This window comes from Flavobacterium araucananum (assembly GCF_002222055.1).
GTDB classification, from domain to species: Bacteria; Bacteroidota; Bacteroidia; order Flavobacteriales; family Flavobacteriaceae; genus Flavobacterium; species Flavobacterium araucananum.
In genome coordinates, this window is record NZ_MUGS01000039.1 from 73,758 (window position 1) to 86,058 (window position 12,301).

Sequence of the window (12,301 nt, forward strand, 5' to 3'; positions counted from 1 at the left end):
TCATTACGGGTTTTTTGGAGCCAAATAAGCTTCAAGATTTTTTTTAATTTGAATTACTTTATAATTATCGCTGGATATTATAATTGCAGGATGTGAAACTTTGTATGGTTTTTCATCTCTTAAAAGTTCTGAAACGTCTCTTGCATAAGCTTCAGATTTTAAACCATGAATAACTACAAAACTCTCTGTTTTATTGTATTTATCGAAAGATGTTGTAAGTCGTTCGAAATTTTCAACTGATAAAAACTTCTTGATGGCTTCTTCAATTTGTTTTACCGTTTTTGTATCGCCTTTTGAAATTGCATAAATAATTTTCCAGTTTTTACTATCAACAGCTGTAAAATCAAGTTTCTCTAAACCAGGGATTTGTTTTTCAAGAATTTCACGTGCCTTTTTGCCTTCTTCGCTATTTGGATAGTTATCTGCAACTGACTCTAATGCTTTTTTATACGCTGCCAGACCATTTACTTTTCCTAAGGTATTTGCTTTCAATAATTCGTATTTAGAAACAATTTCATCACCGGAATATTGATTGATTAAAGCATCGATATTATCTAAGACGGTCTCAAATTGTTCTTCCTGATATAGTTTATACCATTTTTGATATTCTTTATCTGCAGATGCCAAATCATCTGAATTGTTATTGTTTAAAATCTGTGCATATCTCGAATTCGGATATTTTGTAGTGATATCAAACTTGACAGATTCTGCTTTTGCCGGATTGGTAATTTGATATATTTTATACAAATTATACATCGATGGCAAAATCAGTTTTTCTTCAGGATTGTTTTTTAATAATTGCTCTAATTTTCCACTTGCCAAATTATACTCCTTAAATTTCTCTTTATAGATAAGTCCTAATTGGTAGTAAGCAAAATTGCGCTCTACACCAATACTATCTATTGCAGACTGGGTTTTTGGAAGTTGCTTTTCGTAAAAAGCGGTAGTATATTTCTCGATAACAATTGAATCTTTTAATGCATTTGCTGCATCTTCATTGTTATTTATTGTATCATTTAATGCGGCATTGTTTGCAGATTTTACTGCTGCCAATCTCCAGTTTCCGCCTACAGTTCTATTACCCCACATTTTTTTAAACTGCAATTTACCGTATGCAACTGTTGTTGGATTATAAAAATAGAATGTACTTGTACCCGCAGTTTCATTTGCTCCCGGAGGATTAAATGCTCCCACACCAGGATCGGTTTTGCCAATTGCATTAGGATTTACAGCTGTTGGCGCATTACTTGCATTTGTATTGCGGTCAATATTGGCTAATCTTTCTTTTTCTTTTTCTTCTAAAATACGTTTCGCTTCGTCTTTCTTTTTAAGATCTGCGATATAATCTTCAAAATAAATTTTTCTGTCTGCTGGTGGTAAACCGTATACTTTGATTATACTGTCATTGCGTTTTGCAATTCCTTCGTATTTAATTACGTCGTCTAAGTTTTTTCTGTTTTTTTGAATAAAGGCAAACTCTCTTGTCTTAGGATCTAATTTTACCAATGTGCTGTCATAATATTTTGCAGCCATTGTATAATCTGTATTTTTAAAATACATGTTTCCAATATTTCGATAGCTTGAAGCAACCAGATAAGGATCTTTAGATTTTCTTGATAATGATTTGTTATAAAACATCAGGGCACTATCCTGTACTTTATAGTTATCATAAAAGACACCCATTTGATAAAAAAGTACATCATAATAAGGTCTGTTTTCACGGTCCGCAACTAGCTTATTAAACATCTTAAGAAACAATTGCTTATTATCATTTTGATAATCGAACATTTCTGCCTTTTTAGCATAAGCATGCATCATGTATTTACGATCGGCTTTTCGATTCATATCGATTACGCCATCATAAAAATAATATGCGCTGTCTTTTTTTCCGGCTTCCTGATACATTTGTCCCAGAATAAAACGGTATCGCGCTTTGTCTTCATTTATCCGGCTAAATTCTTCGGCAATTCTAAGTCTGGAAATCGCACTGTCTTTTTCTTCTAAATTTAAAAATGCTTCTGATAATAAAGCATTTGCATCAGAAAAAGTTTGTTTATTTAAATCTACATTTTTTAGCAGAAGTTTCATATTCTTTAAAGCAATGGCTTCGTTTCCTAAACGCATATTTGTTTTTTCGCGCCAGATTTTTGCGGTATAAATATTGCTGCTGTTGGGGTATTTATATAAAATATAATTGAAGGCTTCGAGTGCCGGAATAAAGCGCTGATCATAATATCTCGCCTTTCCAAGCATTAAATAAGCCTCATCAATTTGAGAGTTTTTTTCTCGTCCCCCAATATTCATGGAGTGTTTCTGAATGGCTTTTGTCGCCTTTGTTTCTGCCTTTTCAAAATCAGCATTTTTGGTTTTTTCTCCCTCTGAGAAATTCTCATCAAATTGCATTTTTTCAATAGGCAGCATCTTCCAGAAATTATCCTGATTATTGGCTTTAATCGATTTTAAACCTTTATCAAGACCAATACCTCCATTGTACAAAATGTTATATTTTGTACTTAAGGCATGCGAATTTCTAGCCAGAAAAGTGTCTTTTTTGGTAGAACAAGCTATCAAAAGAAACAAAAAGACAAGAAAAAAACTATATTTAAGAGTATTCTTTTTCAATAGAAAGAGTTTAAATCAATTAACTTCTAAAAAGGATTTTTAGTATAATGACTTGTAAAAATACGCTTCTTTTTGAAATATAGAAACTTATACTGCAAAAAACGATTCGAGTTCTTGTAAGGTTTCTTCCGAAGTTTGAATATCTTTTACTACTTCGCCTTTGTTCAGTGCCACAATTCGATCGCAAACCTCTACTGTATGCTGCAAATCATGACTGGAAACCAGTACAGTAACATTAGGATTATCGGCTAAATCTTTTATTATCTTTTTTAACCTGCTTACAGTTGTTGGATCTAAGTTTGCAAATGGCTCATCGAGAATAACAACTTCCGGATTACCGATAAGTGTGGCAATTATCCCCACTTTTTTCTGATTCCCTTTTGACAAGTCTCTTAAATATTTTTTATTATTCAGGATTTCTCCATTAAAAAACTCTTCATGTTGCGCCAGCAAAGCATCGATATCTGCTTTGTTTTGATTGCGCAAATCTCCAATAAAATAAAAATACTCCTCAGGGGTCAAATATCCTATCAGGAAACTCTCGTCTAAAAAAGATCCGGTAAAAGATTTCCAGTTCTCACTGGCATTTACCTGAATCGTATTGCTGATAATGTGTCCTGTCGAAGGCTGAATAAGATCTAATAACAAACTGAAAAAAGTTGTTTTTCCTGCTCCGTTATTCCCTACTAATCCAAAACTTTGCCCTTTTGGAATTTCAAGATTGTGAATGTTTAAAACTGTTGTTCCGTTATATTCTTTTGAAAGTTGATTTACTTGTATCATGATGATTTTAGATTTTAGATTGCTGATTTTAGATTGAAAAATCTTCCCTGTTTTTTTAATATTCAATTCTGTCTGATAAAATTATCTCATTATCAAATTGCCACATTTTCTAATTAATTCTTTTGCTTATAAGCACTTATAGTACTGTATTTTTCTATTTTATATCTTTTTTCGATCAGCGAAAAAACCTTGTCCTTTAAGATAAAACCTAAAACTCCTGCACCGGCAACTAAGGATAATCCAATGGATTTGTTTCCTAAATAAAGACCAATAGCATAAAGTCCCAACGGCAATAATATTTTGGGTAATGTTAATAACATGGCACTTACATTAAACGCTTTTTTATCTCCAAAAGCTCCGCCTGCCGAGCTTAAATCGATTGGTGTTTTTGTAAACGCTCCGCCCAAAAGTACTAAGTGGGAGTTGACTCCAATATTATAAATTGCACCAACAATAATGGTTAGATAAATTTCCCATCCAAAAAAAAGATAAAATGAAGCAATTATTGTTGAGATAATCGTTGCAATAACAATCAACCACCATTTTGAAGTGATATAACCGCGATACGGGATGTTTTGTGTCATCATTAGCTGATAATAAGAACTATCCCAACTTGGAACAAACTGACCAAAGACAAATAAAAATCCTCCCGAAACAAAAATTCCGGCAAAAATATGCATCACTTCAGGCTGATGAGTGTTTCCAAAAAAGAGGAACCCATAAAACAAAAAGAAAACACTCATAATTATAGTGGTTTTTGACCTTTTATTTCTTTTGATTAATTTGATGTCATTTTTAAGAAAAGTTCCCAAAGTCCCAAATTGATTGAGCCAGGAAAGATTTTGGGTTGTAGCAATATCTTCTTTTTTTGAAAGTCCGGCATCCAGAAAAAGATTGTTTTTGAAATACTTAAATGTAAATTGATACAATCCAATTAATACCAGAACCGGAATTAAAAACATACCTTTTGTTTCATAAAATCCCTGAAAAAACGGCGTTGTAAAAGTGGTAATATCAAACACTTTATAATATTGAGCTGCTGCCAAAACCAGAATGATTGCGATAAAAACAACAAATAATCTATCAATATTGCTTAAAATAATATTCAAAAAATTGTTGATATATACCACAGAAGTAGCCGCTAAGAGCCAAAACAAAACTCCGCTAATACTATAACCTTCCAGAACTAGCACAATAGAGAACGGAATAAAGAAAAGAGCGTGAACCCAATTAAAAAAAGACAAAGCTGTTTTGCCTAGTGAAAAATGTACAATTGTTGGTTTTTTGAACGGTAAAATCAGTAATGGTTTAATATTCAATACCGGGATTGCCTGCATTAACAAACGAACTACAAGGTCGAAGAGAAAATAATAAATCAAAAATTTATTGATGGTTACCAATGGTTCCAGATTCATTTTTCTTAATACATAAAATGCTCCTACCCCCATACCAATAAAAATTATCGAAAAATAGACCATCAAAAAGCCAATTAAAATTTTCATTGCCACATTAGCACCAAAAGAGGCAGATCTGGTAAAGGCTTTCCATTCGAGATAAATAAACTTTTTAATCATGGTTATTTGGTTTTCAGTTTTGTAGTAAGAGATCAAATGTAAGTAAACGTTACAAAAAAAGTTAAAAATAATAATTTCGTGCCTGACATTTAATCTCCGTTTGCTACTTTTGCATAAAATATACAATCATGCCTTCATTCTTAAAACTTATAATTAAAGAGGTAAAACGCGAAACAACCGATGCTGTTTCTGTGCTTTTTAATGTTCCGGAAGAACTAAAACAAGACTATAAATTTATAGCAGGACAATACATAAATCTAAAATTAACGCTTGATAATCAAGAAATTCGTCGTGCTTATTCTATTTGTTCTGCACCGGAAAGCGGTGAGTTGCGCATTGCGGTAAAAGCAGTAAAAAACGGTTTGTTTTCTCAATTTGCAAATACGAGACTTAAAGCTGGTGACGTTCTTGAAGTTGGTCATCCGGAAGGAAAATTTACTTTTGAACCTGATGCCGAAAAACAAAAAAACTACGCAGCTTTTGTTGCCGGAAGCGGTATTACTCCGGTTCTTTCTATTATAAAATCAGTTTTGAAAAGTGAACCAAAAAGTTCATTTGTATTGGTTTATGGAAACAAAACGCCCGAAGAAACTATTTTTTACCAGGAATTACATGATTTGCAATTGCAATATGTAGGTCGTTTTTTCGTGCACTATGTTTTTAGTCAGGCTAAAGCCGAAAATGCTTTGTTTGGCAGAATCGAAAAATCTGCAGTAAATTTTGTTTTAAATAACAAACACAAAGAATTACAGTTTGACAAATTTTTCCTGTGCGGTCCAGAAGAATTGATCAATACGGTTTCTGCAATTTTAAAAGAGAAAAACGTAAAAGAATCTGCTATTAAGTTTGAACTTTTTACCTCTTCAACCCAGGAAAATCAAATTCATACTTCGTTAGAAGGACATACAAAGATTACCGTTTTGGTTGATGATGATGAAGTTTCGTTCGAAATGTCTCAAAAACAAACCATATTAGATGCGGCTCTAAAACAAGGAATCGATGCTCCGTATTCCTGCCAGGGCGGAATTTGCAGCAGTTGCCTTGCCCGTGTAACTTCTGGTACTGCCGAAATGACTAAAAACTCTATTTTGACAGACAAAGAAATCGCTTCAGGTTTAATATTGACGTGTCAGGCGCACCCAACATCTGAGTCTATTTATGTAGATTATGATGATGTATAGAAATAGTAAATTCCAATAAAAAAATTCCAAATTCCAACTTTAAAATTGGTATTTGGAATTTTTTTTTGATTGATTGTTATTCTGACCCTTCTTACAGCTTAAAACTTTGAGAAAGATAAAAACCCCAATTTACACTCGATTGGGTTATGAAGTATCAAACTATAAAGTCCGGATTTTGAGTCCTAAAAGTTATATTTACAGCACCTGTAAATAGATGAAGATTCAATTGTAGTTAAAATTACAATTAAATCAAATTTTTATTAAAATATTGCCGAATTTTCATTATTTTAGTGGTGTAATTAAAGTAATCGCAATCTCATACCTTACAAGATTGTAGAGCTAAATAAGGTTTGTCAACACATTTAAACATTAAATATCATGACAATGCATCACTTACTCCGTTTATCATTTATAGCCCTTTTTGTAATAACAGCTTTGTTTTGTGTTTACTTTATAATTAAAAAACAACAAAATAAAAAAGGACCCAAATTACTTACCATAGATAAATATAACGCAACAATGATTGGAAAAATGACTGAAATAACAGTTTCTGATCAAAATATTTTTAATTTCTGGCCTTATATAAGTAAATTAAAAGCTGCTAAAGTAGTTTCTAACAAAATTAAGGAATCTAAATTGGTCCATAAAATCTACAGAAATTCAACCGAAGATTTTGAACATATTTTGCTGACTACAGAGAAAGAAAATCATTTTGTTGTAATTGTTGCCAATAGAAATAAAAAGAAAACAATTGGCTATTTTATCCATGATCTAAATGGATTATATGCTTAACTGTATTTTTTGAATGATTTCATTTGGAGAAATGCTTCTCATAGCATCTTCATAACCTTCAACAATTTTGTTTCCATAAACAGATGTTGGTAATTTTGGATATTGATTTCTATCCGACGTTAAAGCATTTTCCACCGTTTGGTTAAATGGCAAAAATCCTGCATAAGGATGTGTTGCGCCCCAAAGTGTAATTACTTTTACACCTAACATTGCTGCGATATGAGCATTTCCTGAATCCATCGAAAGCATGACATCGAGATTACTAATCAATTGCAGTTCTTGCTGAAATTTGATTTTTCCAGCCATATTTATTACATTTTCAAATGGTTGAGAAAGCGAATCCAATATTTCTATTTCTTTCTTTCCACCTCCAAAAAGTAATATCTTATAATCCTTATTCTGTGCTAATTTTGCAATTACTTCCTGCATTAAATCCTGCGGATAAACCTTGGAGTTGTATTGTGCAAAAGGAGCAATACCAATTAATTTTTGATTTTTATTGCCAATAATCTCCAAAATTTGTGAGCTTAAAACTGCTTTTTCAGGAAAGCCTGGATTCGATAAATCTAAAGAAAAACCCAATTGTTCGAACACTTTTGCGTGTCTTTCGAACATTGTTGGCAATTGTTTGAATATTTTATTTTCGGCGCGAGTCAGCTCTTTTTTGCCTTCTCTTCCTTTGTCAACTGTGGCTCTTTTTTTTCCGCTTAAAGCGAAAAGTAAACTCACAATTTTAGATCTCAAAACATTGTGAAGATCTGCAAAAGCATCAATTTTGAGTTTTTTTACATCGCTAAATAATCTCAAAAGTCCTGCAAAACCTTTGTGACGTTCTTTTTCATCAAAAGCAAAAAAGTCAAGATTTGGAATTCCGTCAAAAAAAGGCTTGAAAAACGGACGTGAAATAACAGTCAATTTTACCTCTGGATATTGTTTTACAAAAGCGCGTAAAACAGGAACCGTCATGGCGACATCTCCCATTGCAGAAAGTCTCATGACGGCTATATGCTTAATGTTATTGGACAATTTTGCCAATTATTTCTTGTTTTGGTATAAAACAGGATTCAATTCATCGTCATTGTACATTTTCATTTGTTTGTACACTTTCATGAATTTATCTCCATTTTCGATGTCTGCAAGCAAATCATCAATCGCTGTAGATAAGTCACTTCTTTGCTCTAAAAGAATATTTAATTTTTCCTGACATTTATCTCTGTGTTCTTGCGAAGCTTCAGCGCGAGTAGCTTCTTCATTCATGTGATAAATTTTTAAAGCCAAAATCGATAATCGGTCAAAAGCCCATGCAGGACTTTCAGAATTGATTTTTGCACCATCTTTCACTAATACATCGCTGTATTTTTGTAAAAAATAGCTATCAATATATTCTACCATATCAGTACGTTCCTGATTCGATGCGTCGATTCTTCTTTTTAAAGTCAAAGCTGCTGCCGGATCAATTTGCGGATCACGAATAATATCTTCAAAATGCCATTGAACAGTGTCAATCCAGTTTTTTAGATATAATAAATGTTCGAATTTATCTTTAGGATAAGGATTGTTTATAGGTTGGTCAACATTATCAAATTGATGATAATCCTTTATGCTTTGTTCGAAAACAGAATATGCTAATTTTGAAAACATGTCTTTATTTGTTAGAGTTACAAAGATACTTTTTATACTTTTATCGTGCGAATAAAACGAATTTTTTTTCGTTATCGTACTTTAATCCATTGATAATTCTAAACTTTTATTATGAAAATCCATTATATCTCTGAAAATAATAGCGTATTAAACCACTTTTTAGGTCAAATTAGAAATATTAACGTTCAGAACGACAGTATGCGTTTTCGAAAAAACATTGAGCGAATTGGCGAAATTATGGCATACGAACTAAGCAAAGATTTGTCGTATAAAAATGTCGATATTCAAACACCGCTTGGTATTAAAAAAACAACCGAAATAGAGAGCGATTTGGTTTTGTGCTCCATTTTAAGGGCTGGATTACCGCTTCATAATGGTTTCCTGAACTACTTTGATCATGCAGAAAACAGCTTTGTTTCGGCTTGCAGATACCACCCCAATAATGATGATGAATTTGAAATTCGGGTCGAATATCAAGCCCTTTCAAATATAAATGATAAAACCGTTTTATTACTTGATCCAATGTTGGCAACGGGACAATCTATAGTTGCAGTTCATGAAAAATTAATTCAAAATGCAACCCCAAAAGAAATCCATATTGTAGTCGTTATTGCTGCACCGGAAGGAATTGCACATCTTGAAAAAAATCTTCCGGCAAACTGTCATTTATGGGTTGCCTCTTTAGACGAAAAATTAAACGAGAAAAACTACATTGTTCCCGGTTTAGGAGATGCTGGTGATCTTGCCTACGGAAGTAAGTTATAGTTGAGAGAAAAAGGTAAACAAACTACACAAAATCAGTACATAAAAAACAATTTCGTTATTGAGTTTTTGCTGCATGTATTCGACATGACTGGAAGCCATAATAGTCAAAGGACCGATACTAAACAATAGTAAATCGTTGCTTTTATCAGGTGAAACAATGTAAACAAGCGCCGCAATAAAAAAACAGGCGACAATTTTTTTGTACGAAGAATGTACAATTTGTGGTCTGTTTGACAATGTGGTTAATATTGACGTTATAAAAAATAAAGCAACTGCAACATAAATGGAGAGTGCCCCGTTCTCATAATTATTCTTGAAATAATCAATATTGAAATCGACTACCGCACGTTGCTGAAAAAATTCAATTATATCAATATGGAAGATTAGAGAGATCAGTAAAAAAATTATTGATACGGCTAAAAGTGCAATAAAAGGCAAAATCCAATTTCTATAATCTCTCGAAGCATGAAAAACAATCGATATAAAAACCAATATCAGGAACAGAATAGACCAAAATTGAAATAAAGAAGCTATTAAAATCCAAAAAGAAGCATCGAATATTTTTTCTTTTGAAGCTTTCAGGGATTGCAACGAAATCAATCTGCGAAGGGCCAACAAAACAAAAAAGTTGGCATATATTACATTCGAATTATTAAATATCGTGGGGAAAAACAATATAAACAATAAATAAAAAAATATCGTGTAACCATTGTCTTTGCTGAGCCCGTTCTTTTTTACAATAAAATTAATCAGGAAAAAAGAGGCTAAAATAAAGCACAGTAAACTTATTTTTTGGAACGCCAAAAAATAAGAACTCACCCATGATGGATCTTTAATTTGAAAAATAAAAAAGAAAACCAGTATTAAAATTACGACCAATGAATAATTTAATGGTGTAGATTTTTTAAAAACACTTGTTATCATAAGGATATTTTATACTTTTGTGATTGTAAATATAATACTTGTTTAAAAAGGAAAACCAACAAGTTGAAAAAAGATTCTTTATTGAATTTTGTCTTCAATGCGTTAAAAACAATAAATAACATATAATTTTATAAATTATGACAGCTTTTTTTGAAGGAATACAATACTTATTCGTTAACATTTTATTTGCTCCGCTTGACTTTTTACGTCATCTAGAACTTATTACTTGGTTTGGTGCTAATACTATTAACTGGATTTTTATGATCATCTGTGCATGCGCAATCGTTTATTGGATTAAACAATTACGCATTTTTGATGACGCCGGAACAGAAAATCAAGATACTACAGCTCACTCTTTTTTAAAGTAAGTCGAAGCCAATATCTTTTCTAAAATACATCTTATCAAAATTTAGTTTATCTATATTTTGGTAAGATTTTTTTATGGCCTCTTGAAAATCGTTCCCATAAGATGTTACAGTCAATACACGTCCGCCATTACTAACGACATTATTGTCCTCTAATTTTGTACCTGCGTGAAAAACTATAGAATCTGTAATATTTTCTAATCCGGTAATTACTTTTCCTTTTTCAAAATCTTCAGGATATCCACCGGAAACTAGCATAATTGTAGTAGCACTTCTTGGATCAACTTCTAATGTAAATTCATCCAATTTTTGATTGGCTACTGAAAGGAACAATTCGACCAAATCAGATTTTAATCTTGGCACCACAACTTCGGTTTCAGGATCACCCATTCTCACATTGTATTCAATAACAATTGGTTCATTTTTTACATTAATCAAACCAATAAATACAAATCCTTTATATTCGATTCCGTCTTTCTGGAAACCTTCGATCGTTGGTTTTACAATACGTGTTTCTATTTTCTCCATCAAAACAGCATCAACATAAGGAACCGGAGAAACTGCTCCCATTCCGCCTGTATTTAACCCTGTATCACCTTCGCCAATTCGTTTGTAATCTTTTGCTGTTGGAAGAATTTTATAGCTTTTACCGTCTGTTAGAACAAAACAGCTTAATTCGATACCGTCCAGAAATTCTTCGATCACCACTTTAGAACTTGCTGCTCCAAATTTTTCATGAACCAGCATGTTTCTCAATTCCGTTTTTGCCTCTTCAAGATCCTGAATAATCAAAACTCCTTTTCCTGCCGCCAAACCATCTGCTTTTAGAACGTATGGAGGTTGCAAAGTTTCAAGAAATGCACATCCTTTTTCAACTGTTTCGGCAGTAAAACTGTCATAAGCAGCAGTTGGAATGTTGTGTTTGATCAGGAATTCTTTAGCAAACTCCTTGCTTCCTTCTAATTGAGCTCCTAATTTTGATGGTCCGATAACCGGAATATGTTGCAGACTTTCGTCATTTTTAAAATAATCATAAATTCCTTTTACCAAAGGATCTTCTGGTCCTACGACCACCATTTTTACATTTTCCTGAAGCACAAATGTTTTTATGGCATCAAAATCTGTTGGAGACATTGCAACATTTGTAGCAATTGCCGCTGTTCCTGCATTTCCTGGTGCAACAAAAAGTTTTTCGCAAAGTGGACTCTGAATCATTTTCCATGCAAAAGCATGTTCTCTTCCGCCTGATCCCAATAGTAAAATTGTCATGTGTAGTTGTATTTAGTTGTGGTGCAAAAATAGTGGGTTTTAACCTTAAATAATAATTTTTTTTACTTACTTTTGACGTTAGTAATGCGAAAGGTATGATAATCTCATTTGGATCTAAACAAACTGAAAAAATTTGGACTGGTATTGTTGTCAAAAAACCTTCAATTGAGATACAGCAAATTGGCAGAAGAAAACTTAGAATGCTGCACAACTCTCAAAACTTAACCGATTTGAGAATTCCGCCTTCTAACCATTTAGAAAAGTTAGCAGGTAATCTAAAAGATTTTTACAGCATTAGAATTAACAATCAATGGCGGATAATTTTTAGTTGGGAAAACGGAAATGCAGCAAATGTAGAAATTGTTGATTATCATTAAAAAAGGAA

General features: G+C 32.5%; 12 protein-coding genes. 5 read left to right on the forward strand and 7 right to left on the reverse strand.

Translation table 11 applies throughout. The annotated features are described in order from the left end of the window. Nucleotides 1-3: 3 nt before the first annotated feature. The 3 genes from porW to B0A64_RS17570 form a co-directional block, all read right to left on the reverse strand. Nucleotides 4-2,622 carry a type IX secretion system periplasmic lipoprotein PorW/SprE gene (gene porW, locus B0A64_RS17560; RefSeq protein ID WP_089480798.1) on the reverse strand — a complete coding sequence of 873 codons (2,619 nt, stop codon included), beginning with the start codon at nucleotides 2,620-2,622 and terminating at the stop codon, nucleotides 4-6. Between the two features lie 87 nt (nucleotides 2,623-2,709). Next, complete coding sequence (locus B0A64_RS17565) at nucleotides 2,710-3,405, reverse strand: ABC transporter ATP-binding protein (protein WP_089480799.1); 696 nt, start codon at nucleotides 3,403-3,405, stop codon at nucleotides 2,710-2,712. 113 nt (nucleotides 3,406-3,518) lie between these two features. Then, a complete protein-coding gene (locus B0A64_RS17570) occupies nucleotides 3,519-4,979 on the reverse strand; it encodes a DUF5687 family protein (RefSeq protein WP_089480800.1) in 1,461 nt (486 codons plus the stop codon). A gap of 128 nt (nucleotides 4,980-5,107) precedes the next feature. Here B0A64_RS17570 and B0A64_RS25735 point away from each other — a divergent pair, with 128 nt between their 5' ends. Both B0A64_RS25735 and B0A64_RS17580 read left to right on the forward strand, forming a co-directional pair. Further along, entirely contained in the window at nucleotides 5,108-6,160 is a 1,053-nt protein-coding gene (locus B0A64_RS25735) for a ferredoxin--NADP reductase (RefSeq protein ID WP_089480801.1), read from the forward strand. A gap of 384 nt (nucleotides 6,161-6,544) precedes the next feature. Continuing rightward, nucleotides 6,545-6,952 (forward strand): hypothetical protein, encoded by a 408-nt coding sequence (locus B0A64_RS17580; protein ID WP_244285443.1) that lies wholly within the window; start codon nucleotides 6,545-6,547, stop codon nucleotides 6,950-6,952. Here the strand turns inward: B0A64_RS17580 and B0A64_RS17585 are convergent. Further along, complete coding sequence (locus B0A64_RS17585) at nucleotides 6,941-7,948, reverse strand: glycosyltransferase family 9 protein (RefSeq protein ID WP_089480803.1); 1,008 nt, start codon at nucleotides 7,946-7,948, stop codon at nucleotides 6,941-6,943. The genes B0A64_RS17580 and B0A64_RS17585 overlap by 12 nt on opposite strands. A 39-nt stretch (nucleotides 7,949-7,987) precedes the next feature. Further along, nucleotides 7,988-8,593 carry a DUF4254 domain-containing protein gene (locus B0A64_RS17590; protein ID WP_089480804.1) on the reverse strand — a complete coding sequence of 202 codons (606 nt, stop codon included), beginning with the start codon at nucleotides 8,591-8,593 and terminating at the stop codon, nucleotides 7,988-7,990. A gap of 111 nt (nucleotides 8,594-8,704) precedes the next feature. Here B0A64_RS17590 and upp point away from each other — a divergent pair, with 111 nt between their 5' ends. Continuing rightward, nucleotides 8,705-9,358 (forward strand): uracil phosphoribosyltransferase, encoded by a 654-nt coding sequence (upp, locus tag B0A64_RS17595; protein ID WP_089480805.1) that lies wholly within the window; start codon nucleotides 8,705-8,707, stop codon nucleotides 9,356-9,358. Here the strand turns inward: upp and B0A64_RS17600 are convergent. Next, a complete protein-coding gene (locus B0A64_RS17600) occupies nucleotides 9,353-10,282 on the reverse strand; it encodes a DUF6427 family protein (RefSeq protein WP_089480806.1) in 930 nt (309 codons plus the stop codon). The two genes, upp and B0A64_RS17600, sit on opposite strands and share 6 nt — an antisense overlap. 137 nt (nucleotides 10,283-10,419) lie before the next feature. On the opposite strand from B0A64_RS17600, the gene B0A64_RS17605 reads away from it, so the two are divergent. Then, entirely contained in the window at nucleotides 10,420-10,650 is a 231-nt protein-coding gene (locus B0A64_RS17605) for a DUF6341 family protein (RefSeq protein ID WP_041519835.1), read from the forward strand. Here the strand turns inward: B0A64_RS17605 and purD are convergent. Then, nucleotides 10,642-11,916, reverse strand: a complete 1,275-nt coding sequence (gene purD / locus B0A64_RS17610; protein WP_089480807.1) for a phosphoribosylamine--glycine ligase — start codon at nucleotides 11,914-11,916, stop codon at nucleotides 10,642-10,644. The two genes, B0A64_RS17605 and purD, sit on opposite strands and share 9 nt — an antisense overlap. A 95-nt stretch (nucleotides 11,917-12,011) precedes the next feature. On the opposite strand from purD, the gene B0A64_RS17615 reads away from it, so the two are divergent. Next, complete coding sequence (locus B0A64_RS17615; RefSeq protein WP_089480808.1) at nucleotides 12,012-12,293, forward strand: type II toxin-antitoxin system RelE/ParE family toxin; 282 nt, start codon at nucleotides 12,012-12,014, stop codon at nucleotides 12,291-12,293. Nucleotides 12,294-12,301 lie beyond the last annotated feature (8 nt).

Excerpts from the sequence above, each read along its gene's own strand:
- B0A64_RS17565 (WP_089480799.1), bottom strand. The coding sequence starts at position 3,405 with ATGATACAAGTAAATCAACTTTCAAAAGAATATAACGGAACAACAGTT.
- B0A64_RS17570 (WP_089480800.1), bottom strand. The coding sequence starts at position 4,979 with ATGATTAAAAAGTTTATTTATCTCGAATGGAAAGCCTTTACCAGATCT.
- B0A64_RS25735 (WP_089480801.1), top strand. The coding sequence starts at position 5,108 with ATGCCTTCATTCTTAAAACTTATAATTAAAGAGGTAAAACGCGAAACA.
- B0A64_RS17580 (WP_244285443.1), top strand. The coding sequence starts at position 6,545 with ATGCATCACTTACTCCGTTTATCATTTATAGCCCTTTTTGTAATAACA.
- B0A64_RS17585 (WP_089480803.1), bottom strand. The coding sequence starts at position 7,948 with ATGAGACTTTCTGCAATGGGAGATGTCGCCATGACGGTTCCTGTTTTA.
- B0A64_RS17590 (WP_089480804.1), bottom strand. The coding sequence starts at position 8,593 with ATGTTTTCAAAATTAGCATATTCTGTTTTCGAACAAAGCATAAAGGAT.
- upp (WP_089480805.1), top strand. The coding sequence starts at position 8,705 with ATGAAAATCCATTATATCTCTGAAAATAATAGCGTATTAAACCACTTT.
- B0A64_RS17600 (WP_089480806.1), bottom strand. The coding sequence starts at position 10,282 with ATGATAACAAGTGTTTTTAAAAAATCTACACCATTAAATTATTCATTG.
- B0A64_RS17605 (WP_041519835.1), top strand. The coding sequence starts at position 10,420 with ATGACAGCTTTTTTTGAAGGAATACAATACTTATTCGTTAACATTTTA.
- purD (WP_089480807.1), bottom strand. The coding sequence starts at position 11,916 with ATGACAATTTTACTATTGGGATCAGGCGGAAGAGAACATGCTTTTGCA.
- B0A64_RS17615 (WP_089480808.1), top strand. The coding sequence starts at position 12,012 with ATGATAATCTCATTTGGATCTAAACAAACTGAAAAAATTTGGACTGGT.